This window comes from Salimicrobium jeotgali (assembly GCF_001685435.2).
Taxonomy (GTDB): Bacteria; Bacillota; Bacilli; order Bacillales; family Halobacillaceae; genus Salimicrobium; species Salimicrobium album.
In genome coordinates this window covers 2093366-2117325 of record NZ_CP011361.2, presented here as the reverse complement: position 1 = coordinate 2117325, position 23960 = coordinate 2093366, and the positions used below count along the sequence as shown (strand labels likewise).

Here is a 23960-nt window from a genome sequence, read left to right as displayed (position 1 = left end):
TGTATGATTCACTATTTGCAGGAGCCTCTGCTTCTTGAAAACAGAGGAGTTACCATAAGAAACCGTTTTATGAAATCGGCGATGAGTGAAGGTATGGCTTCCCGGTCGAACACCCCTGCGGAAGATCTAATAAGACTGTATAAACGCTGGTCTGAAGGGGGTGCCGGCCTTATAGTCTCGGGAAACGTGATGGTTACACGCGATGCGCTCGGGGAACCGGGGAATGTGGTGCTGGAAGATTCAGGGAGTATGGATGCTTTCCGCCGCTGGGCAAAAGCCGGGAAAAAAGAAGGGAACGAGTTCTGGATGCAGATTAATCATCCCGGGAAACAGGTAGTGAGGGGGCTTGTGAAAGAAGGACAGGCTCCATCTGCTGTTCCGTTTCCGGCGGGTTTCCAGAAATTTTTCGCCCCGTCACGGGCATTGACTAAAGCAGGTATAGAAGAAATTATCTATCGTTTTAAAAGAACAGCAGCTCTGGCGAAGGAAGCGGGATTCACCGGAGTACAGATTCATGCTGCTCATGGTTATCTCATCAGTCAGTTCCTCTCGCCGAGACATAATATCAGGGAGGACGAATGGGGAGGGTCCATCGAGAACCGCTCCCGTTTCTTAAAAGAGATTTATCGCGCCGTGCGGGCGGAAGTCGGTGAGGATTACCCGATTGGAGTGAAAATCAATAGTGCCGACTTCATGAAGGACGGGTTTACAGAGGAAGAGTCTCTTTACGTAATCCGGACTCTTGAAGACCTGGGTGTAGACCTCGTTGAAATTTCCGGAGGCACATATGAGAAGGCGGTAATGACAGGGAAACAGTCGGAAAAATCGAAGCGTGAAGCCTACTTTCTGGAATACGCTGATACCTTGAAGAATCAGACCAGCCTTCCGGTAGCAGTGACCGGTGGCTTTCGCACGAAGAAAGGAATGATCGAAGCAGTTCGTTCGGGCTCTGCCGATATGATCGGTCTGGCCCGTCCCCTTGCGGTCGATCCGGATATCCCGCAAAAAATCTTACGCGAAGAGATGGATGATATTACAATCCCGTCCATTAAGACCGGCATTCCCCCGGTAGACAAAGCCGGAATGATGGAAGTGATGTGGTACAGCCAGCAGCTGCACAGGATGGGAAGAGGGAAAGCGACGAAGCCGTGCTTCTCGCCGAAGCTGTCCATGCTTCTTGCGCTTTGGAAAAACGGCACGGGAGTTTTTCAGAAACGAAGAGCATGATTGGAAAAGGAGATGAATACGGCGATGAAACATACGATTGAACCGCTTGGAGATGAGTCCCTGTTTATTAATTTAGGAGATGAAATCGATCCGGATACGCATGAGTCCGTGCAGGCGGTCGCGGCCCGGCTGGAGAAAGAAAAGTGGTCATGGCTATCTGAAATCGTACCTTCTTATACCGGACTGGCCGTCTACTATGATGCTCCGGCATTTTACCCTGAGCATTCTTCCCCTTATGAACAGGTGGCGGAGATGCTGAAGAAGGTCGTGGAGACGACGGAGCCGCGGGAAGGGAGCGGACACCGCACCGTGGAGATCCCTGTCTGTTACGGAGGGGAATTCGGTCCGGACATTTCTGTGGTAGCCGGAGAGAATGGACTGACGGAAGAGGAAGTCATAAAACGTCACTCCGACAACGAGTATCTGGTATACATGCTTGGATTCGCTCCCGGGTTTCCTTTTCTCGGAGGTATGGACGAAAGGATCGCGACCTCCCGTAAGGATTCTCCGAGAACCAGCTTGCCGGCCGGTTCAGTCGGGATAGCCGGTTCACAGACCGGAGTGTATCCGGTAGTGTCTCCCGGAGGATGGCAGCTTATCGGCAGAACACCTTTTAAGCTGTTCAATCCGGACAGGGAATCTCCTTCCTACGTTCAGCCGGGGGACCGGGTGAAATTTTATCCTGTCTCTCCTGAAGAATATAACCGTCTGGAGGGAGAAGAATGATACAGGTGCAGAAAGCGGGTCTTTTGACGACAATACAGGACGCAGGCCGTAGAGGCTATCAGAAATACGGGGCAAGTCCGGGAGGCGCGGCGGACACATTCGCTTACCGGTTGGCCAATATTGCGGTTGGAAACGAGGCCGGCGCAGCTGTACTGGAGATGACTCTTCAGGGAGACGTGTTACTGTTTGAGGAACCGGCCGTCATATCCATCGCCGGAGCGGATATGAAACCGGAAATAAACGGAAAACGTGTACCGATGTGGCGACCGGTATATATAGATAAAGGGGAGGTCCTCAATTTTTCCAATGCTGCCAGGGGAATCCGGACGTATGTAGCGATAGCGGGAGGTTTTGTCGGAGAGGATTTTCTCGGCAGCTTCTCTACCTATCTGAGTATGAACGCCGGAGGGCATAAAGGCAGGAAACTCGAACGCGGGGACGTACTTTCGGTAAATGAACCCAGTCATCTAAACGAAGAGGTGAAAGACTGGCTGAGTCGGTCCTCCAGAGAGAAAGGGTTTACTTACCCGGCCTGGAGAGTCCCCGGCCCCGGCCATTTCCGAATAGGCACTCCCGGAGAGCTTCGTGCATTTCCGGGGAGGCACTATGAATTATTTGATGTCGGAAGTAAAGAAGCTTTTGAAACAGAAAAGTACAAAGCCGGGAGCAAATCCGATCGGATGGGTGTGAGACTGGACGGAGTTACGCTGACGCTCCGGGAGCCACAGGACATTCTGTCAGAACCGGTAACATTCGGAACCGTCCAGGTGCCGTCGAATGGCGAACCGATCATTCTGCTTGCCGACCGGCAGACGACGGGCGGTTACCCGAAAATAGCCCAGATCATCAGTGTGGACTGCTCGAAAGCAGCACAGCTGCGTCCGGGAGAGGCTGTCAGTTTCCGTATGATCACTCACCCGGAGGCTGAGGAACTGTTATTGACCGTCGAAAACCGGCTGTACCGGTGTGAACAATCCGTCAAACGAAAAATAATGGAGGGATAACAGAATGGCTATCGATTTGAATTGCGATATGGGCGAAGGGTTCGGAGTGTATAATAAAGGGAGAGACCGGGAAGTGCTGGATCATGTGACCTCGGCCAACATAGCCTGCGGGTTTCACGCCGGAGATTCACGCTTAATGAAAGAAACGGTGCGTATGGCGGCAGAAAGAAATGTGGCTGTCGGAGCCCACCCGGGACTTCCGGACCTGGCCGGGTTCGGAAGAAGGAAGATGGATATAACTCCCGAGGACGCTTATGATTTTGTGTTGTACCAGACGGGGGCACTGCAGGCATTCGCAGAAGCGGAAGGCACTCGTCTTCAGCACGTGAAGCCTCACGGGGCTCTTTATAACACGGCTGCCAAAGACGCGGAACTGGCACAGGCGATAGCGGAAGCTGTAAGGGACGCCGGCGGCATGATGCTTTACGGTCTTGCCGGGAGCGAGCTGCTAAAAGCCGGGAAGAACGCCGGGCTTACCGTAGTGAGTGAAGTGTTTGCGGATCGTCTGTATCAGCATGACGGTACGCTTACCCCAAGAAAAGAGAAGGGTGCAGTAATTACGGATAGAGACCAGGCTTTAGAGCAGGTCCGTGATATGGTGCTCCATCAAAGGGTAAGAACCGGGGAAGGAACGACTATCGATATACAGGCGGATTCTGTATGTGTGCACGGCGACAACAGCGAAGCGGTGGATTTCACCCGCTCCATCCGTAAGTTTCTGGAGGATAACGACATAAGTATGAAAGCTCCTGACGTATAACAGGACGAGGACCGGCCGTTTATTTTAAACAGTGAACGGCCGGCCTTTAGTTAAAAGCAAAAGTACAATAAGTGTAAGAGGAGAGAACGATGGAATACATAAAAGTATTTACGGACGCGTATGAATACAAAGAAATAATGGACAGAGAAAAGGCTCACGCTTCCGGGGAGTGGCATGAAGTTTTTCATTGCTGGCTTTTAAGTTACTGCGGAGGTGATAGCTATGTATACGTTCAATGGAGAAGCCCATCAAAAAAGGATTACCCCGGTCTTTATGACATCACGGCAGCGGGACATCTGGAAGCGGAAGAGTCTGTGTCGGACGGCGTTAGGGAAGTGAAGGAAGAAATAGGTCTTGATATCCCTTATGAAAACCTGGAAAAAATAGCGGTACTCGATACGTGGATCGGAATCGACCGGGAATTCGCTCATGAACATGTTTATGTCTGCAGTCATTCTCTCTCCCAGTTCTCCCTGCAGAAGGAAGAGGTCGAGGAAATGGACCGGATACGCTGGGAGGATTTCAAAGCTCTGTTTCAGGGACATAAGGATGAAGTGAATTCGGCGAGAGGGCGGGTATTGAAAGAAAATGACTTTGTACCTCATGGCAACGCGTATTACCCTAGACTCATTCATGCCGTCGAAAAATTTCTGGAAACTGAAGGATGAAGGATATGTACAGTGTGCCGCCCGTGAACCGGGGGACACACTTATTTTTTAACGCGGAATGTTCAGTACCTGTCCCGGATAAATGATATACGGCGAAGAGATGGAGTTGGCGGCGGCAAGAGCGGACACAGTGACACGGTTGTTCAGGGCGATCCGGTACATGGTATCCCCTGACTTGACTGTATGCGTTTTGGATACTTGAGCGGTACCCGGGATTTTCAGTACCTGACCGGTGCGGATATAAGCCGGGTTGGAGATGTTGTTGTGAGAAGCAAGGTTTGACACCGACACGTTATATCTTCTCGCAATACTGTAAAGCGTGTCGCCACGTTTTATCGTATAGGAAGTCTGAGAGGCAGGCGGGTCCACAGTTCCGTTTCCGGAACCGGAGAGATGCAGAACCTGACCGATACGAAGCATACGTGCATCCGAAATGTTATTGTTTTTCATCAGAGCATCCACAGTGGTCCCGTATCTTCTGGCCAGAGAGTAGAGCGTGTCTCCTGCCTGCACGCGGTGGGTGGAAGCTGTCGTCGTGCCGAGCAGTTGCGAAACCGTCGTGAAACTGTATCCCTTCTGTTTTAAAGCAGGGATGGCGCGGGAAATAGCTTTCGTCGTTCCGGAAGCCCCGGCACCCGTATGCATGAGAATGATAGAACCGGGCTGGACATTCGACATAATACGGTCGTATATCCGGGAAGAAGAGTAGCCTTTCCAGTCCAAAGTGTCGATATCCCAGTGGATAGTATGGGTATACCCGGCATTGCCGACAGTGTTCAGAACCCGGCTGTTAACGGCTCCGAACGGGGCCCGGAAAATAGGAGAAAGAGACTGGCCGGTGATGGATTCAACAGCACTTTCCGTACGGGAAAGTTCATTTCTCATCTGAGAAGAAGAAATAGTAGTGAAGTCGGGATGGGAGTAGGAATGGTTGGCAATTTCATGGCCGGCACGCGTGATACTCCGTATGGAAGAGGGGTGTTTTTTCGCTCCGGAACCGGTCAAAAAGAAGGTAGCGGTGACGTTTTCCCTGTCCAGGACATTGAGAATGGAAGAGATGTTGGTACCGTCCGAACCGTCGTCGAAAGTGAGAGCTACAGTTTTCGAGGAAGTGTTCCCTTTCATAGTGAACACGGAACTTGCAGCAGAGGCAGTGGAGAAAGAACCGAAAACGAGCAGCACAGTCATGAAGATCATGGTCACTATCCGGCTCATTACAGTCACCTCACTATAGATTTGTGATTCTATTATACTCCTTTTCGCAGAAGATTACCTGTTTAAAGCACCGGTAATGTTTTACTTAAAAGTAAAAAAAAGAACAAAAAGAGGCAACTTTCTGATATAATCGTCAAATGATAACGCATACATAAAGGAATGGGAGGACAATATATGATATCAGCAACGTGGAACTGGCTATGGGAAAAGCACGACCAGGCCAAGGAACTTCTCAGTTTTTTCGTTAAGCCGAATAACAGTGGCACCTCCAGCGGGAAAGCGACCGATTCAGAACGAAGTGCAAGGCCGGATGACGATAATGGGGGTCCAAGTTACTCAAAGGTTCAATGGATTGGTCTGATCATCGGCCCGCTTTTGTTTGTACTTACACTTTTGTTTTTCCAGCCTGAAGGCATGTCGGATGATGCTCAGGCAGTACTCGCAAGTACGCTCTGGGTAGCGAGCTGGTGGATGACGGAAGCGGCTCCCATACCGCTTACTTCTCTCCTTCCGATCATTCTGTTTCCGCTTACCGGAGGTCTCGGGATGGACGAGACGGCGTCTTCCTACGGAGACGATACGATCTTTTTATTCATGGGAGGGTTCATGATCGCTCTCGCCATGGAAAAATGGAACTTACACAAGCGGATTGCTCTAAGTATTATTCTCGTAATAGGAACAAATACGGAGCGGATTATACTCGGGTTTATGGTAGCCACAGGCTTTCTGTCCATGTGGATTTCCAATACGGCGACCGCCATGATGATGGTCCCGATTGGTCTCGCTATTATTTACCAGGTATCGGAACAGTTGAAAGACGATGACTCCATCGATACATCGAAGGAGAACTTCGGGTTCGGAAAAGCACTCATGCTCGGTATTGCCTACTCCGCTTCGATCGGAGGAGTGAGCACTCTCATCGGGACGCCTCCGAACACAGCTTTCGCTGCTATTGCCGGCGATTTATACGGCGTGGAAATATCCTTCGCACGCTGGATGCTGTTCGGTGTGCCGGTAGCATGGGCTTTCCTTTTCATTGCATGGTTTTACCTGATTAAAGTAGCCTACCCGCTGAAGCTGAAAACATTACCGGGAGGCCGGGACGTCATTAAGAAAGAGAAAGATGCGATAGGAAGAGCGGGCTTTGAGGAGAAAGTGATCCTCGTCGTATTCGTACTGGCTGCTTTCTCCTGGATTACCCGTTCCTTCCTGCTGCAGGAGTTCGTGAACGAAAACATAAATGATGCCGTCATCGCCCTTACTGCTTCCGTCATTCTATTCATCATTCCTGCGAAGAACGAAAAGGGAGGACGGATTCTGGACTGGGATACCGCGGTGAAATTGCCGTGGGGCATTCTGCTTCTGTTCGGCGGTGGACTGGCTATCGCCGGCGGATTCAGTGCATCGGGCCTCTCCGAGTGGCTCGGGAATCAGCTTACTATACTCGAAGGCGTCAATCTGTTCGTCGTCCTGCTTGCCGTGACGGTGATGGTGATCTTCCTTACCGAAATCACTTCGAATACGGCGACGGCGAATATGATGTATCCGATTATGGCGTCACTCGCGGTAGCTCTCGGGGTGCATCCTTATGCTGTTATGATCGCTGCCGGCGTAGCTTCCTCTTCGGCATTTATGCTGCCGGTGGCTACTCCTCCGAACGCCGTCGTATTCGGTTCCGGATATCTGCGCATACCGGACATGGCCAAAGCCGGTATCGCTTTGAACTTTGTAGGGGTCATTATCGTAACCCTCGCCGTTTATTTCTGGCTTCCTGTGGCATGGGGTATCGATCTCACCGAAGTACCGCAAATGCTCAAGAATCCGAATTGAATAACGATGATGTAAATAAAGAAGAAGCATGGAGTGTACGGCTCCATGCTTCTTCTTTTTGGTGTGCCGCTAATTTCCGATTTTTACCTTGCTTCGTACGATAATGATATAGATGAGCGGAAGCAGGGCGAGGAAAATCATCAGTCCCGGCCACCCCTGCGAATTGTAAAGGGGGCCGAGCATTGAACTTCCGGTCACTACGCCTATATAGTAAGAAACCAGATACAGGCTTGAAGCGCTGCCTTTGTGATGTGTGACGAGATCTCCGATAGAGGAGGCGGTCAGGGAGTGTGCGGTAAAGAACCCGAGACAGAGAAGAGCGAGACCTATAGAAATGATCCATACAGCATCGAAAAGCATAAGGAAAATACCGGTACACAGTACGAAGATACCGGTGAGTCGTACGCTGCTTAGAGGAAAATGTCCGGCGAGCCATCCAGCTAGAGGCGAGCCGACAACACCGAGACCATAAGCGAAATAGAAAAGGGAAATAGTTGCAAGCGACAGGAAAAACGGGGCTTCCTGCAGATGGAACGGTAAATAAGTCCATACCCCGGTGAAACTCGTCTGAAAAATGATTCCGAGACCGAAAATAAGAAGCAGCCGCGGGTTTCTGAGGTGATAAGAGAAACCGTGCAGATCGTGACGGAAAGAAAGCTCGCTTGATTCAAAGAAACGGGAGGCGGGGAGAAGACGGAGCATTAGCAGAAACATAACCGTACCAAGGCCCCCGAGCATATAAAAATACGTGTGCCAGGAAAAGAAATCGGTCATCGTTCCTGCCATCACCCGTCCGACCATCCCTCCGAGGGCGTTGCTCGATATGTAAAGAGCGGTGGCTACGTGAACACTGCCGCTGTCGATTTCTTCGTGCAGATAGGCAAGAGCGGCGGCCGGGAGTCCGGCGAGAGCCACCCCCTGAATAAACCGCAGACAGATGAGCAGAAAAAAAGAATCTGTCCATGGAATAATCAGAAAAGGAATAGTCGCACCGGCAACGGAGGCTTTTATGAACGACGTCCGCCCGTGCCGGTCCGAAAAGAAACCGAGAACGATCAGTCCTACAATCAGCCCGGTGATTGTCAGGGAAAGTGACAGACTGGCTGCCGAGATACTTATATTGAATTCTTCCACATAGACGGGAAACAGCGGCTGGACGGCATACATACTTGCAAAAATAAAAAAGGATGCAAGAGTGAGGCTCAGTGTTATCTGCCAGAAACTCCTGTCCTTCGGTGTATAGGGTTGCTGCAGAGCCAACGTCATCCCTCCCTTCTTATTAAGATTCTTCGACGTATCGGTTTCTTCCCGCTTCCATACCAAAAAGAATGACTCCTGCAGAAACGAGCAGAAGAGTGAGTACAGGCAGCGTCCAGCTGCTGCTCAGATCATAGAGAAGGCCGATGAGCATCGGTCCGGCTGCAGCAAGCGTATAACCGAAAGCCTGCGCCATGCCGGACAGTGCTGCGGCCTGCCGGGCCGACTTCGTTCTCATGCCGAGAAAAGCGAGAGCGAGAGCAAAATTGCCGCTCAGGGCGATACCGATGCATATAATACTTACCATCAACAGAGCAAAAGAGTTACCGATCCACAAAATAAAATAACCGGCGAGAGAAAAAGTGCCGAGGATAAGCACCATTTTCCGCTGGTCGTTGAATTTCTCGGCTATAACCGGAACGATGAAGCTCGCAGGTAGTCCGATGAAAAGGGCGGCAGAAGTCATCCATCCTGCAGTTGCTATGCTGACGCCCCCGGCATTCAGAATTTCGGGAAGCCAGGCTACCGTGACGTAGAAGAGAAACGACTGCAGTCCCATGAATGATGCGATTTTCCATGCCAGCGGGGACGTCCACACATTGGTCTGGTCGAGTTCGAAATATTCCCCGTTACGTGGGGTGTTACCTTCTTTCACAATCAGATAAATCCACAGGACCATTGCCAGAAAAGCGGGTACGGCCCAGATCGCCAGGGCATTCGTCCACCCCCACCCGAGTCCTGTAGCTACGGGAATGCTTACGCCTGAAGCCACCGAGGCAAATACTCCCATTGTTGTAACGTAGACTCCGGTCATGAGAGCGACTCTGTCAGGAAATTTCTCTTTCACTATTCCCGGCAGCAGAACGTTACAGACGGCGATACCGATACCTGCAAGCAGAGTACCTGCGAACAAAACAGCCGTATTCGGAATCAGCCGTACAGCAACCCCTGCGAATATCAGAAATGTTCCGGCGACCAGTACGATTTCATTTGTGAATCTGGCGCTGATTCTCGGGGTGACCGGGGAAGTGAAAGCGAAAGCGACAAGAGGTAACGTCGTTAAAAGGCCCGCGCTCCAGTTGGCAAGACTCAGATCTTCCCTGATAAGACCAATCACGGGGCCGACTGAAGTGATGGCCGGCCGCAGGTTAAACGACACGAGTACAATACCGAGGATGAGCAGGGCAGTATAGAATTTACGGTTGTTCATTATGTATCCTTCTTTCCATTGATTTACTTTTACTACTATAGCATGAAGATTCCTCTGTTGCCTATGAGCCGGAATCGTTAATTCGTTGTTTCTGCCATATTTTTAACAGAGGAAAAGGGGATAGTCTGCTGTTTGAAAAATTATGTAAGAATGTTTAGAAAAATCAGTAATATAGATTGAAGCTCTTCAGGAAAGGTAGTATAATTAAATCCATATTGAAAACGAATACATAAAGATGCGGAAGATGATTAAAGGGGGAAGGCTGATGAACGGGATTTGGCTTGCGGTTTTCGGTATTATTGTCCTGGCACTTGGTTATCGGTATTATTCTAAATTCTTGGCAGAAAAGATTTACAAACTTGACCCGAACTACACGACACCGGCTCATAAATATAAAGACGGTGTGGACTTCGTTCCGACGAATAAGTGGGTTTTATGGGGACATCACTTCACGTCTGTTGCGGGAGCTGCTCCGATTCTCGGCCCTGCTATCGCTGTGTACTGGGGATGGCTTCCGGCTCTTTTGTGGGTGCTTCTCGGTACCGTTTTTGCGGCAGGTGTCCATGACTTCGGTACACTAGTTCTGTCTGTACGGCATAAAGGGCAGTCAGTAGGGACGCTCGCGAATACGCTGATCGGTCAACGCGCCAAAATACTGTTTTTATTCATTATTCTTATCCTGGTGCTCATGGTCAACGCTGTATTCGCCTGGGTTATAGCAAACCTGTTCATCACAAATCCGTCCGCGGTGCTGTCTGTATTCATCCAGATACCGCTGGCCATATGGATTGGTTATACGGTATACAAAAAGCAGGGAAGTATGCTTCTGCCGTCTCTGGCAGCTCTTGCGGTTATGTATCTGACGGCCATCGTCGCCAGTTATGTTCCGGCTCTGCAGATTGACCTGGTCAGCTATTTCGGCGGGGAAGGCAGCACTTCTCTTTTCGGAGCTTCGGCTACATCTATGGCTTTCTTCGTCTGGATCATTATCCTGATGGTTTATGTGTATATAGCTTCGACGATGCCGGTATGGAAACTTCTGCAGCCGAGGGATTTTATCAACTCCCATCAGCTGGTTGTCGGACTTGCCATCCTTTATCTGGGTCTTCTGTTTTCGAACCCGGAGGTCACTGCGCCGGTAAATAACGGAACGGCAGATACATCCTGGTTCCCTTTGCTGTTTATAACCATCGCCTGCGGGGCGATTTCCGGCTTCCACGGTCTTGTGTCTTCCGGCACCTCATCCAAGCAGCTGGATAAAGAAACGGATGCCCGGTTCGTCGGATATCTTGGTGCTGTAGGGGAAGGGGCGCTCGCTTTGATTTCCATCATAGCCGTAGTAACTTTCTTTCCTACAGCGGGAGATTTCACAAACACGTACAGCGGCTTTGCGGAAGCAAGCGGAGCGGGTCTCGGGGTTTTCGTTCAGGGCGCAGCCCAGCTGGCGACCGGACTTGGCATCCCTGCCCAGGCTGCAGCTACCATCGTATCGGTAATCGTTGTAAGCTTTGCGGCTACGACACTCGATTCATCGGTGCGTCTGATGCGTTATATCATCTCCGAACTGGGTACGGAATATAATGTTCCGGCGCTGACAAAGACTCATGTTGCTACTACAGTCGCTGTCGTTTCCAGTGCTGCTCTTACACTTATTCCGGAAGGTCCGAAAGGTTTCGGTTCCGGAGGATATCTGTTATGGCCGCTGTTCGGTACGTCGAACCAGCTGCTTGCCGGTATCAGTCTGTTACTTATTTCCGTATGGCTGAAGCGGCTCGGCCGAAATTACTGGCCGGCGATGATTCCGATGATTTTCCTGATGTTCATGACCCTCTGGGCCATGATTTCTCAGGTACTCACCGACTGGGCACCGTGGGTGGAAGGATCTGACTGGCTTCTGTTTACGTTCGGCGCTCTTATTATGGTATTCGCCATATGGATAACGATTACTGCCATCTCTGTTCTGATGAAAGAAGATGGAGGTAAAGTCGAAAAAAGTAACTGATCGATAACAGAAAGAAGGGGAGCACAATACTTTTGTGACTCCTCTTTGATTTGCAAGTGATGATACAAAGGTGTGGACCAAAGAATCAGGGAATGATGTCGGTATGCACGAAACTCTGCTAGTCAAAGAAAGGAGAATTTTATGCCTGATCGTAAATCGATGATCAAACGTCTCGTGGATTACTACGAAGAAGTGCTCAGTATGCCGCATCGAACGGAAATAGCCCGGGAATTAAGGGACGAGGATGATCTTTTCCTGCTGCTTCTGTATTCCGATATGCTTGGTATACCGAACCCGGCATTCTATTATACGCTGGAGCTTTACCCATATATTATTGATAAGTATCACGACTGGCATTTACGGATGGGAATGGAAAAATCCCCCCTTGAGGGAATACGCTGCTGCTGAAGGAGAATGATGTATGAAAGAGAAAATTGTATTTATCGGTGGAAAAGGCGGAGTCGGGAAATCGACGACGAGTGCGGCTCTTGCTTTGGTGAGAGCGGAAGAGGGAAAGAAAACACTTATCGTATCCACCGATCCTGCCCACAACCTCGGAGATATTTTCCATACGAAGCTTAATCACGAGAAGAAGAAACTGACCGACAACCTGTGGGGGATGGAAGTGGATGCCCATGAAGAATCCGCCCGCTATATTGAAGGGGTCAAGAAAAACCTGGAAGGGCTTGTGAAATCAAAGATGGTCGAAGAAGTGCACAGACAGATTGACATGGCGAGTGCCTCGCCTGGTGCGGAAGAAGCGGCTCTTTTCGACCGGATTACGGCAATTATCCTGGAGGAGAACGAACAATTCGATCATATCATTTTTGATACAGCGCCGACCGGCCATACCCTTCGGCTGCTGACCCTCCCCGAAATGATGACCGTATGGATTGACGGGATGCTTGAGAAGCGTAAAAAAACGAACGATAATTATACACAGTTGCTCAATGACGGTGAGCCTGTCGAAGATCCTATTTATGATGTCCTCCAGGAACGACGGGAGAAGTTTGAAGCTGTACGGGAAATCGTTCTCGACGAGGAGAAAACGAACTTCGTATTCGTCATGATCCCCGAACGTCTCTCTATCCTTGAAACCGAACAGGCCATTAAACAGTTGCATCAGCACCATTTTCACATCCGCGATATTTTCGTGAATAAAGTGCTGCCGGATTACGCGGACGGCACTTTTCTTCAAAAACGCCGTGAAGTGGAAAAAGAACATCTGAAAGAGCTCCGGGAAACTTTCCGGAACCAGCAACTTGTAGAAATCCCGCTTTACGAAGAAGACATCGCCACGCTTGCACAATTAAAAGATTTCAGTAATCACCTGCGTCACTCGATGACCGGCAGTAAATATTAAATCGGATATTTCCCCATGAGTTCACTCCAGGTCGGAGGGCGGAAACCGTTTCTTCCGGTCACCGGTTCCGATTCCTGCAGGGAACGGAATATAGCTTCTTCCACAGCTTCCCCGACAGCACGGAACGCTCCGTCCAGAAGATAATCGGGGAGAGGGGGGTGATCCTTCGCAGTCGTAAAGCCGATGACCACGTCCCCGCTTCCGTTGCCGATAAATGACCCTGTCCGGGAGAGTCCGGTGACGGATCGTTTCAGTATGCGCGTAAGTTGTCTGTGGGTAACAGGAAGGTCCGTTGCGACGATTATCATAATGGAGCCTTTATCCTCATGGGGTTCGGCTTTTACTTTGTCGGCCCAATACTTCCCGATCTGTTTCCCGTGGAACGTCAAATCGCTCATTACTCCGAAGTTTGTCAGAACGAGAACTCCGAGAGTGTAGGTGACCTTGTCGACTGAGATGAGACGGGAGGAAGAGCCGATACCTCCTTTCATGGAGTAGCACAGCATCCCGCGCCCGGCCCCGACGGATCCTTCCCGGAACTCTCTGCCGGCTGCGCGGATTGCTCTTCGGGCGTGTTCGGTAGTGATGCTTCTGCTTCTGATATCATTCAGAAACATATCGTTGCACTCCCCGACCACAGGGTTGACTGTTCCTGATGTTCTCCCGATTTCTTCATTCTCTTCCAGAGCATGGTCCAAAAGAGCATTCAAACAACTTCCGACTCCCAATGTATTGGTTAGCAGAAGGGGTGTCTCAAGTTCTCCAAGCTCCTCCAGCTGCATCATTCCGGACGTTTTCCCGTAGCCGTTTATTACGTGAGAAGCAGCAGTGACTTTTTCCCGGAATACATTACCTCCATGCGGGAGTACAGCTGTAACTCCGGTCTGCACAGATCCTTCGCTCAATGTTTCATGTCCTACGAGAACACCCTCTACATCCGTTATTCTGTTGCTGTGTCCTTTCCCTGTTACTTCTGACCTGGCCATTATTTACCGCCTCCTTCAGCTTTCTTTCATTTTATCATAAGCGTTTCAGTCAACGACTGTCCTTATTAATTGAAAAAGTTCACAATCCGTTGTCCTTTCCCGGCATAATACGTTTTATTGTGGTTAAACTATGAAACCTCCACCGGATGTTTGTGGTCCGCACACGTTGAGGAATGCGCTTTCAAGAGTTATAATTTTCTTAACAGTTCAAACAGATCTGCTACTAACTCTTCATGAGTTCAGGGAGGTAAGGAAAGAAAGGGTGTGTTGAATTTGCAAGCCATCACGAAGAATTTTTTCTTGTTTCTATCAAATAATAAAACACTCGATCGTTTGGCAAAACAGTACGGAACCCGATTCGGTGTCGATAAGCTGGTCGGAGGAGAAACTTTTTCTCAGGCAGTTCCGGTCATCAGACAGCTGAATGATGAAGGGTTAGTAGTAACCGTGGATCATCTCGGCGAATTCGTGGATTCCGAAGAGGAAGCGAAAGAACGTGCCGGGGAAGCTGTGGAAACGGTGCAGGCAATGTTTGATCATAACCTGGCCTGTGAGATGTCCGTGAAGCTGACATCACTAGGTCTAGACATAAGCCGCGAACTGGTAATCCGGAATATGGAACGAATTCTGGATAAAGCTCAGGCACTCGGCATCACTTTACAGATCGATATGGAGGACTCCGGTCGATGTCAGGCAACTATAGATGTTTTCAAAGAACTGCGGGCGAAGTATCCGAACGTCGGACTCGTCATCCAGTCCTATCTGTATCGGTCGGACAGAGATCTGGACGAACTGGATAAGTATGATCCGTACGTGCGGCTGGTGAAAGGTGCTTACAAGGAGCCCGGGACTGTCGCATTCCAGGATAAAGATATGGTAGATAAGAATCTGAAACAACTGGTCAAGAAACACATGCTTAACGGCAACTATACAGCCGTCGGGAGTCATGATGAAGAAGTCATCAACTTCACGAAAGAGCTGGCCAGGGAACACGGTATTTCAAAAGACCGTTTCGAATTTCAAATGCTTTACGGCATGAGAAATAAATTGCAGCATGATTTAGCGAAAGAAGGGTACACTGTGCGCGTCTATATGCCATACGGAATGGAATGGTATGGTTATTATATGAGACGTCTGGCAGAACGCCCTGCAAATATAGCCTTTGCAGTAAAAGGAATCTTTTCACGATAATATAAATCGAAAGGGGAATGTATCATGGTAGCGCCATACAAACACGAACCATTTACGGATTTTACAGTCAAAGAAAACAAGGAAGCTTTCGAGGGGGCTCTTAAGTATGTAAAAGGGGAACTCGGAAAGCAGCATGATCTTCTAATTGACGGCGAGCGTATCCGTACAGATGCAAAAATAGAATCGACGAACCCTGCGAACACGAAAGAAGTGGTAGGGGTCGTATCCAAAGCGAATAAAGAACTTGCCGAAAAAGCGGTGGAGTCTGCATCGGAAGCTTTCGAAGACTGGAGAAAATGGGACCCGGAAGCACGTGCCGGAATTCTTTTCCGTGCAGCTGCCATCATCCGTCGCCGCAAGCACGAATTTTCTTCCTATCTTGCTTATGAAGTAGGTAAACCATGGAAAGAAGCGGATGCCGACACGGCAGAAGCGATTGATTTCCTTGAGTATTATGCCCGCCAGGCTGTAGAACTGAAAAAAGGGAAACACGTGGAAAGCCGCGAAGGCGAACACAATCAGTATATTTATCAGCCTATCGGCGTGACAGCTGTTATTCCACCGTGGAACCTGGCGCTCGCTATTATGGCAGGTACGACAGTAGCACCACTGGTTGCAGGTAATACTGTAGTTATGAAACCTGCTTCCAACAGTGCAGTAATCGCAGCCAAATTTGTTGAAGTGCTTGAAGAAGCCGGACTTCCAAAAGGTGTTCTGAACTTCATTCCGGGCAGCGGTGGAGAAGTAGGGAATGCGATTGTGGACCACCCGAAAGTCGGTCTCATTTCCTTCACAGGCTCCCGTGCTGTCGGTACGAGCATCATTGAACGTGCTTCAAAAGTCCAGGAAGGCCAAAATCATCTGAAACAGGTTATTGCCGAAATGGGTGGTAAAGATACGGTGGTCGTGGATAAAGAAGCCGATCTTGAAACGGCTGCCGAAGCTATCGTCGTTTCCGCCTACGGTTTCTCCGGACAGAAATGTTCTTCCGGTTCCCGTGCTGTCGTTCATGAAGATGTCTATGATGAAGTGCTGGAAATGGTGAAAGAACGTACAGAGAAACTTACCGTAGGGAATGCTACAGAAGATAACGTCTACATGGGCCCTGTAGTGGATCAGAGCGCCTATGACAAAGTGATGAGTTACATCGACATCGGTAAAGAAGAAGGCCGACTGGTTACAGGCGGTAAAGGGGACAACTCTAAAGGGTATTTCATCGAGCCTACAATTTTCGCTGACCTGGCTCCGGATTCCCGCATGCAGCAGGAAGAGATTTTTGGGCCTGTCGTCTGCTTCACAAAAGCCCGTGATTTCGATGAAGCTATCGACATAGCGAATAATACGGAATACGGATTGACAGGTGCCGTCATTTCCAATAACCGTGCTCATCTTGAAAAAGCGAAGTACGACTTCCACGTCGGAAACCTTTACTTCAACCGTAACTGCACAGGCGCCATCGTCGGCTACCAGCCGTTCGGCGGATTCAAAATGTCCGGTACGGATTCTAAAGCCGGTGGACCTGACTATATTATGCTGCATATGCAGGCTAAAACAGTTTCGGAAATGTTCTAGTATCACTAAGGAAAGTACCATCCTTGTAAAAGGGTGGTGCTTTTTTTATGATATATTTTTTGACAAATGGAATTTTCCTGAACAATCAGCACTTTTCTTGTTTCTGACACTTGAAAATAGGTATAATGATACCGAGCGAAACCTTGTTCGGGAAAGGATAGAAATAAATGGAATGGAAAGAACTTCTGATGCAGGTGGAAGATATTCACAAGGCAACCGAAATCATCAGTACGAAGCTGAAGAAGCCTGTAATTATCGAAAATAAGAGTTTTGAACTTGTATCCTACAGTTCCTCCTTCGATGGATTCGATCAGACACAGCAGAAGACTATACTATCGAAGAAATGCCCGGTGTTTATTATAGATCATCTGAAAAAAGAGGGGATCGTGCAGCGTCTGGAGCGTACCAGTCATCCGGTTCGCGTTCATCCGATCGAAGATATAGGGTTCCGACAGCGGGTAGTCATTGCAGCAAAGCATATGGGGCAGACGGTAGGATATGTGTGGATACAGGAATCGGACGACTGGATGGAAGAGGAGGACATGGAATTTCTCCGCGACATCACTCCTTATATCGGTAAGATGATCTATGATCTTCATAAAACGACGAGCGAAAAAGATAACCGGAAAGATGAAGTATTGTGGAAATTGCTCAATCACGAGTATTCTTCTGAAAGTCAGCTGAAGAAAGATGCCGCTCTCGTCAAAATTTCCCTGCCGGAACGCGCTTCTGTCATAGTTTTTTCCGTAACGGAAAGCAGGTACCGGTATATGCTGGATTACCTCGAGCGGATCGTGCGGACGTATAAGCAGGAATATCGTATGTACTTTCTGAAATCGGAATATCAGCTGGTTCTGCTGATGGAAGCAGAATCGGAAGGGGAGTCTTTACGTAAAGCCCGCACTTTTATTTCGAGAGTGAAGACGGAAGTCGGAGAAGAGGAATTTTATTGTTTTCTGATAGGTGTCGGAAAAGAGTATGACACCCTCCGGGAAATACGGAAAAGTTTCCTGGAGTCACTCGAAGTGATTGAAGTTGCAAGTTTTCTTAAGCCCCGTCCGGAGACGATGCCGCGGGAATTCTCGAAGATGGGCACGTATCGCTATCTTGCTGCTCTTTACGAAAAGAATAGTGCCGACGATTATTACAGTGGAGATCTTTTGAAACTGATCAAAAACGACAGGGAAAAACAGACAGACCTGCTGCGTACGCTTGAAATGTACCTCGCCAACAATACGAAAGGGAAACAGACGGCAAGCGAGTTGTATATCCATCCGAATACGCTGAACTACCGGATTAAACAGATTCAGGAGCTTACGTCCATAGATTTCCAGGATTTCAATATGAAAGCCCATCTCTATATGGAACTGCTCCTCGTTAACAACGTGGACTCCTACTATCACAGATATCTGAACGCACTTTCTTAAGCGTATGCAACCTTCTGCATACGCTCATTTTTTCGTCTTGTTATTGCGGGAGGGGTACCATATACTTAAAGGAACATCATAGAAATCAGGACGCAGGGAATATGGCAGCGATTTTATCTCTTTACATCTTCATGACCCGACGAAAGAAAACAAAAATGAAGTGGAAAACTATAAAGAAGGTGATCAGTTGGCTGATATTTCTTACATTATCCCCACTTTTAACAATGTGGACCTGCTGAAAAAATGTCTGCATACTTTACTTCCCGAGACGGTAAAAGGGGATAAAGTGATTATTGTGGATGACGGGGGAAGCGACGGGACTTACGAATACTTGATGGAAACCTATAAGGAAGATACCCGTTTTATCATTCTGCATCAGGAAAATCAGGGGCAGGGTGTAGCAAGAAATCTGGGTCTTGACCATGCAGTGACGGAATATGTCTGGTTTGTCGATTCGGATGATCTGTTAGTGGAGGGTGCCCGCCGGAAAGTGAAAGGAATTCTCGACACGAATGAATGGGACATTCTGATTTTTGGTTACACTGTAAAAAAATCGCGAACTGAAATGAAAAATGTCGCTTTAAAACTTAAGTATTTGGATTACAGGGAATTGATGCTCACTGATCACTTTCCATGCAACAAAATTTTCAGAAGAAAACTTTTCGACGTCATCCGTTTTCCGGAAAAGAAATTCAGATTCGAGGATCATGCGACTATACCTAAAGTACTTCACGAAGCTGACCACGTTAATTATTTAAATACTCCCTTGTATGTATATGATTTGAGTCACGAGACGAATGTAAGTAAAAACGAGAAACTTTACGATCATATGTATATAGCATGTAACTGCCTTGTGGATTACTTCAGAGAAGGTGGAGAAGTAAGAAAGGGGCTGGAACCTCTTTTAATCAATACTTTTCTTTTTAACAGAATGTACTCTTCAAGAGATGTATCATTTTCCGAAAGAAAACGTGAATTCATGGAAATGGAAAGGTACCTGAATGAAAGCATTCCGGGCTGGCAGACATCTGAGTATCTTGATTTTTCGTTCTGGAAAAAGTACCACCACATGCAGCATTATACTTTTGTTAAATTGTTCAACATAAAGTTATTTTCCCGCTCTCCTTTAGCGGCTTTACTGATCCTGCACCCGTTCAACAGTCTGAAGAACTCAGTCAAAAAAATAGTCAGGTGAGGTGAATTTCATAAGGGAACAGTCGCAGCCTATAAGTCAGGGCTGCGTTTTTTCTTATCCGGATCATTTGTTTAAAGGTGTACAGTTAGTGGAACATTCTCTGTACAACTACAGGAGGATGATAAAGTGATTGAACACAAGTTATACATTAATGGTGAATATACAGAGTCCAGTGGAGATGATTGGATAGAGATCGAAAACCCGGCTACGGGTAAGATTATTTCCAAAACTCCAAGAGGTACCGAAGAGGACGTGAATAAAGCGGTGGAAGCAGCGAAACAGGCTCAAAAAGGCTGGGAGCTCACACCGAATGTTGAAAGAGGAAAAATCGTCCGTCGTCTCGGGGACGAAATCGAAGCCAACCGCGATACGTTCATTGATCTCCTGCAGGAAGAACAGGGGAAAGACTACGGACTGGCCAGCGGGGAAGTGGACCTGGCTATTGATTACTTCCGCTATATGTCCGAGTGGGCAAGACGCATAGAAGGTGAAATTGTACCGAGTGACAGAGAGAACGAGAACATCTTCGTTTATAAGAAACCGATAGGAGTCGTGGGCGGTATCGTACCATGGAACTTCCCGGTATTCATTCTGGCACGTAAAGTTGCCACTGCTCTCGTAACCGGCTGTACAATCGTTCTGAAGCCTAGTCAGCAGACCCCGAATACGGCTGCCGAATTCACAAAAATCATCGATAAGATGGAAGATATTCCTAAAGGGGTTTATAACTTCATTACCGGCACAGGATCCGAACTCGGAAACGCTATGGCTTCCCACAAAGACGTTGAGATGATCACGATGACCGGAAGCGTCCCCGCCGGCACAAAAGTGATGGAAGCGGCAGCGCAGAATATTACGAAAGTGAATCTGGAACTCGGAGGGAAAGCACCGGCTATCGTCACGGATAAAGCCGACCTCGATATAGCAGCGGAAAGTATCGTTACGTCCCGGCTTGCAAACAACGGGCAGGCCTGTACGAACGCAGAGCGTGTCTACGTACACGAAAGTAAAAAAGAAGAGCTTATTGAGAAATTGAAAGAGTCCTTTGAAGGTATGAAAATAGGGAATCCGAAAGAAGATAAAGAAGTGGACGTCGGCCCTCTTGTCAGCAAAGAACGCCTGGAAGAAGTCGAAGAAATGGTGAACAATGCTGTCGCTGATGGTGCTACTGTTGTTACAGGAGGAGAAAGAGCGGATCTTGATTCCGGTTATTTCTTTAAACCGACCATTCTGACCGATATTTCCCATGAATCGGAAATCATGACGGAAGAAATATTCGGTCCGGTTATTCCAATTTCGACATACAAAACACTTGATGAAGCGATTGAAAAAGGAAATGACACCGAATATGGTCTGTCCTCCTCGGTATACACCGACGACGTCAACCAGGCGATGCGCGTGGCTAACGAGCTTCGTTTCGGAGAGACGTATGTAAACCGCGAGAATTTCGAAGCTGTGCAGGGTTATCATGCCGGAATGCGTCAGTCGGGGCTTGGCGGTACCGACGGCAAACACGGCGTAGAAGATTTCCTTGTGACACAGGTTGTGTATATGCAGTACAAAAATGACAAACAGTAATGATGTTCCTGCATCCGGAGACGGATGCAGGAAATTTATTAAAAGGAGTCACAAAAATGATTATAGATAATGTGCGGATTTACCAGCCGTCCGGTGAAGAAAAGCCGGAAGAACTGTACGCAGTGGAATTCGAAGGAGAATACATTAAAGCAGTGTACCCGAGTCCTTACCAGGGAGAGGGGCCGGTCATCGACGGGGAAAGCAGGGTGCTTGCGCCGGGATTCAATGATTCACATATGCATCTGCTGAGGTACGGATTGCTGGTGAAAGAGCTGGATCTCCGGGAGGCGGACAGTTTCAAGGAGATGAAAGAGATGATACAAAAACATTACGGGGTGCTTGAAGAAGGGCAATGGATATTCGGTAAAGGTTTCAATGACGCCGGATTTGAGGATCTGGAACGCCCGTTGACAGCAAAAGATTTAAACGATATCCAGGTGAATGCCTACATTTATCTTATTCATGAGGACGGACATGAGTGTGTCATCAGTGAAAATGCTCTGGACCTCTTAAAGGAAGAAAAGGAGTTTTCCCGCATACCTGAATCCTTTAAGGAGAGAGATACTTCAGGGCAGATGAATGGACGTTTTAAAGACACTGCGGTTCATTTCATCAATCACAGGTTCTGGGGACGTGATAAGGAAGAGGCTAAAAATGCTATTAAAGCGGCCCTTCCCCGTCTGAGCAGCTATGGTATAACGAGTGTACATACGGACGACCGCAGTTTTATCGGTAGTTTTGCGAGGCTTTATGAGGCGTACACCGATCTGGAGCAGGAAGGGAACCTGCCGATTGATGTGCAGCTTCACCATTATGTTTTTCACAAAGATGATATTACGGAATTTGTTGAAAAAGAAACGATGCGCACAGGAGATGGTACCGCTAGCGTAACGGTGGGGGCTGTTAAACTGTTTCTCGATGGAACCCAGCGGCTTCATACTGCTTCGATGAGAAACCCGTACCCGGATGAACCGTCAAAAAGCGGTCCGCTCATTTACAATCAAAAAGAAGTGAACGAGATGGTACGCTACGCCGCACAAAACCAGATGCAGGTAGCGATGCATGCGATCGGTGACCGGGCTGTGGAACAGGCAGTGACAGCTTTGGAGCAGGAAGAAGCCTGTACGAAAGATTTGCGTCACCGGCTCATACATGCCCAGACTCTGGCGCCGGACTTGATTGGGCGCATTTCTGCCAGTCATGCCTACGTGGAGACGCAGCCTTCTTTTCTTCTCGGAGAATGGGATAAGAAAGAGAAATGGGTACCGGAAGAGCTTGTACCTTTTTCGGATCCCTACAAGAGTATGAAGGAAGCAGGGATCCCGTTTACTTTAAGCTCGGATTTGCCTATCGGTTCGATCAATCCTATGGTAACAGTAGGAACGGCTGTTACACGGCAGGACCTGGAAGATCAGCCCGAGGGCGGATGGATGCCCGGGGAGAAATTGACAGTGGATGAAAGTTTTTATGGAATGGGCCATGCTCCTGCCTACCTTGAATTCAAAGAATATCGAAAAGGGAAAGTGAGCCCGGGGTATCAGGCGGATTTCGTTTTGCTGGACCAGCATCCACTCGAGAGCCCGCCAGGCCGGCTGAAAGATATTAAAGTTACGGAAACGTGGCATAAAGGTATACAGACGTACGCAGAATCTGAATGAAACAACCCCGGCAGCGCCGGGGTTGTATTCGTTGCGTTTACAATCATCTGGTGTCCTGCACGTACAGGCGGCTCAGAGTTTTACAATGGTTCTTCCGCGAACTTCACCACGCAGAATTTTATCAAGGACGCCCGGTACTTCTTCGAGGCTGACTTCGTTCAGCATATCCTCCTGAAGCATGGAAGGTTTCCATTCATCCGCAAGTTTCTGCCATACTTTTTTACGTTCGTGCATAGGGCAGGTGACGGAATCGATGCCGAGCCAGTTTATCCCCCGGCCGATAAAGGGCAGGACAGTGGTGGAAATCTGGATGCCGCCTACAAGTCCGCTGGTGGAGACGGAACCGCTGTTTTCAAGCGTGCTCAAAATATACTGAAGGGTATTGCCACCTACCGGGTCAACCGCACCGGCCCAGCGTTTTTTCCGTGTAGGGGTACCGTCCGTATCCATGATTTCATCTCTGTGAATGATAGAGGACGCTCCCAGTTTTTTCAGATAGTCATGCTCGGAATCTTTTCCGGTAGCTGCCGTAACACTGTAACCATTCTGGGCAAGAATATTTACGGCGACACTTCCGACACCGCCGGTTGCACCGGCAACGAGAACTTCACCCTTTTCCGGAGTGAGCCCGTTATCTTCAAGTCTCTGAATGGACAAAGCGGCGGTAAGACCCGCAGTTCCGAGAATCATCGCTTCTTTTAAACTCATATTTTCAGGAAGAGGTACCACCCATTCTTTCGGTACTCTCGCAATCTGGCTGAACCCTCCGTCGTGTCCGGTGCCGAGGTCGTAGCTTGTAACGATTACTTCCTGTCCTTTTTTGAAAGAACCGTCCCTGGATTTTATTACAGTTCCGGAAAGGTCGATGCCCGGAACGAGGGGATAGTGTTTTACTATCTGATTCTGGTTCCCTACAAGGGCATCTTTATAATTGATACTGGAATAGGCTACTTCTATCGTGACATCCCCTTCGGAGAGGTCGCCCTCCGTCCTAGAGCGGAGATGCAAGTCTTTATCTTCTTCGAGCACCAGTGACTGGAATTTTTCCATCGATTATTCCTCCTTAATAAATGCTCTTATTCTCATAGCCG

General features: G+C 48.5%; 20 protein-coding genes. 15 read left to right on the top strand and 5 right to left on the bottom strand.

Going from position 1 to position 23960, the window contains the following annotated elements:
- Positions 1-3: 3 nt before the first annotated feature.
- From AAV35_RS10605 to AAV35_RS10585, 5 genes are all read left to right on the top strand, one after another.
- Positions 4-1227: an NADH:flavin oxidoreductase/NADH oxidase family protein gene (locus AAV35_RS10605; RefSeq protein ID WP_008588281.1), complete on the top strand. Its 1224-nt coding sequence runs from the start codon at positions 4-6 to the stop codon at positions 1225-1227.
- Between the two features lie 24 nt (positions 1228-1251).
- Positions 1252-1953: a 5-oxoprolinase subunit PxpB gene (pxpB, locus tag AAV35_RS10600; RefSeq protein WP_008588283.1), complete on the top strand. Its 702-nt coding sequence runs from the start codon at positions 1252-1254 to the stop codon at positions 1951-1953.
- On the top strand, positions 1950-2957 hold the full coding sequence (locus AAV35_RS10595; RefSeq protein WP_008588285.1) for a 5-oxoprolinase subunit C family protein: 1008 nt from the start codon (positions 1950-1952) through the stop codon (positions 2955-2957). The genes pxpB and AAV35_RS10595 overlap by 4 nt, the downstream gene beginning before the upstream one ends.
- A 4-nt stretch (positions 2958-2961) precedes the next feature.
- Positions 2962-3717 carry a LamB/YcsF family protein gene (locus AAV35_RS10590; protein WP_008588286.1) on the top strand — a complete coding sequence of 252 codons (756 nt, stop codon included), beginning with the start codon at positions 2962-2964 and terminating at the stop codon, positions 3715-3717.
- An 89-nt stretch (positions 3718-3806) separates the two neighbouring features.
- On the top strand, positions 3807-4385 hold the full coding sequence (locus AAV35_RS10585; protein ID WP_008588289.1) for an NUDIX hydrolase: 579 nt from the start codon (positions 3807-3809) through the stop codon (positions 4383-4385).
- Between the two features lie 48 nt (positions 4386-4433).
- On the opposite strand, the gene AAV35_RS10580 is transcribed toward AAV35_RS10585, so the two are convergent.
- Positions 4434-5600 (bottom strand): LysM peptidoglycan-binding domain-containing protein, encoded by a 1167-nt coding sequence (locus tag AAV35_RS10580; protein WP_008588292.1) that lies wholly within the window; start codon positions 5598-5600, stop codon positions 4434-4436.
- A 174-nt stretch (positions 5601-5774) separates the two neighbouring features.
- Between AAV35_RS10580 and AAV35_RS10575 the strand changes: the two genes are divergently transcribed.
- The gene (locus tag AAV35_RS10575; protein WP_008588293.1) at positions 5775-7430 is read left to right on the top strand and encodes an SLC13 family permease; all 1656 of its coding nucleotides are present in this window, start codon (positions 5775-5777) and stop codon (positions 7428-7430) included.
- 69 nt (positions 7431-7499) lie between these two features.
- Here the strand turns inward: AAV35_RS10575 and AAV35_RS10570 are convergent, their stop codons facing one another.
- Positions 7500-8753 carry an MFS transporter gene (locus AAV35_RS10570; protein WP_008588295.1) on the bottom strand — a complete coding sequence of 418 codons (1254 nt, stop codon included), beginning with the start codon at positions 8751-8753 and terminating at the stop codon, positions 7500-7502.
- Entirely contained in the window at positions 8710-9897 is a 1188-nt protein-coding gene (locus AAV35_RS10565; protein WP_008588297.1) for a CynX/NimT family MFS transporter, read from the bottom strand. Before AAV35_RS10565 ends, AAV35_RS10570 begins: the two co-directional genes overlap by 44 nt.
- A 265-nt stretch (positions 9898-10162) precedes the next feature.
- Between AAV35_RS10565 and AAV35_RS10560 the strand changes: the two genes are divergently transcribed.
- From AAV35_RS10560 to AAV35_RS10550, 3 genes are all read left to right on the top strand, one after another.
- Positions 10163-11899: a carbon starvation CstA family protein gene (locus tag AAV35_RS10560; protein ID WP_008588300.1), complete on the top strand. Its 1737-nt coding sequence runs from the start codon at positions 10163-10165 to the stop codon at positions 11897-11899.
- Positions 11900-12040: 141 nt separating this feature from the next.
- Positions 12041-12307: a cory-CC-star protein gene (locus tag AAV35_RS10555; RefSeq protein WP_008588302.1), complete on the top strand. Its 267-nt coding sequence runs from the start codon at positions 12041-12043 to the stop codon at positions 12305-12307.
- Between the two features lie 13 nt (positions 12308-12320).
- Positions 12321-13262 carry an ArsA family ATPase gene (locus AAV35_RS10550; protein ID WP_008588304.1) on the top strand — a complete coding sequence of 314 codons (942 nt, stop codon included), beginning with the start codon at positions 12321-12323 and terminating at the stop codon, positions 13260-13262.
- Here AAV35_RS10550 and AAV35_RS10545 read toward each other — a convergent pair.
- The gene (locus tag AAV35_RS10545; RefSeq protein WP_008588307.1) at positions 13259-14248 is read right to left on the bottom strand and encodes a DmpA family aminopeptidase; all 990 of its coding nucleotides are present in this window, start codon (positions 14246-14248) and stop codon (positions 13259-13261) included. The genes AAV35_RS10550 and AAV35_RS10545 overlap by 4 nt on opposite strands.
- Before the next feature lie 273 nt (positions 14249-14521).
- Between AAV35_RS10545 and AAV35_RS10540 the strand changes: the two genes are divergently transcribed.
- From AAV35_RS10540 to AAV35_RS10515, 6 genes are all read left to right on the top strand, one after another.
- The gene (locus AAV35_RS10540; protein WP_008588309.1) at positions 14522-15439 is read left to right on the top strand and encodes a proline dehydrogenase family protein; all 918 of its coding nucleotides are present in this window, start codon (positions 14522-14524) and stop codon (positions 15437-15439) included.
- Positions 15440-15463: 24 nt separating this feature from the next.
- The gene (gene pruA / locus AAV35_RS10535) at positions 15464-17011 is read left to right on the top strand and encodes an L-glutamate gamma-semialdehyde dehydrogenase (protein WP_008588312.1); all 1548 of its coding nucleotides are present in this window, start codon (positions 15464-15466) and stop codon (positions 17009-17011) included.
- Between the two features lie 167 nt (positions 17012-17178).
- The gene (locus tag AAV35_RS10530; RefSeq protein ID WP_008588313.1) at positions 17179-18438 is read left to right on the top strand and encodes a PucR family transcriptional regulator; all 1260 of its coding nucleotides are present in this window, start codon (positions 17179-17181) and stop codon (positions 18436-18438) included.
- Between the two features lie 187 nt (positions 18439-18625).
- On the top strand, positions 18626-19633 hold the full coding sequence (locus tag AAV35_RS10525; protein WP_062838372.1) for a glycosyltransferase family 2 protein: 1008 nt from the start codon (positions 18626-18628) through the stop codon (positions 19631-19633).
- 126 nt (positions 19634-19759) lie between these two features.
- Positions 19760-21211: an aldehyde dehydrogenase gene (gene aldA, locus AAV35_RS10520; protein WP_008588318.1), complete on the top strand. Its 1452-nt coding sequence runs from the start codon at positions 19760-19762 to the stop codon at positions 21209-21211.
- A gap of 56 nt (positions 21212-21267) precedes the next feature.
- Positions 21268-22869 carry an amidohydrolase gene (locus AAV35_RS10515; RefSeq protein WP_156330851.1) on the top strand — a complete coding sequence of 534 codons (1602 nt, stop codon included), beginning with the start codon at positions 21268-21270 and terminating at the stop codon, positions 22867-22869.
- A gap of 72 nt (positions 22870-22941) precedes the next feature.
- On the opposite strand, the gene AAV35_RS10510 is transcribed toward AAV35_RS10515, so the two are convergent.
- Positions 22942-23919, bottom strand: a complete 978-nt coding sequence (locus AAV35_RS10510) for an acrylyl-CoA reductase family protein (protein ID WP_008588324.1) — start codon at positions 23917-23919, stop codon at positions 22942-22944.
- Between the last annotated feature and the right edge of the window lie 41 nt (positions 23920-23960).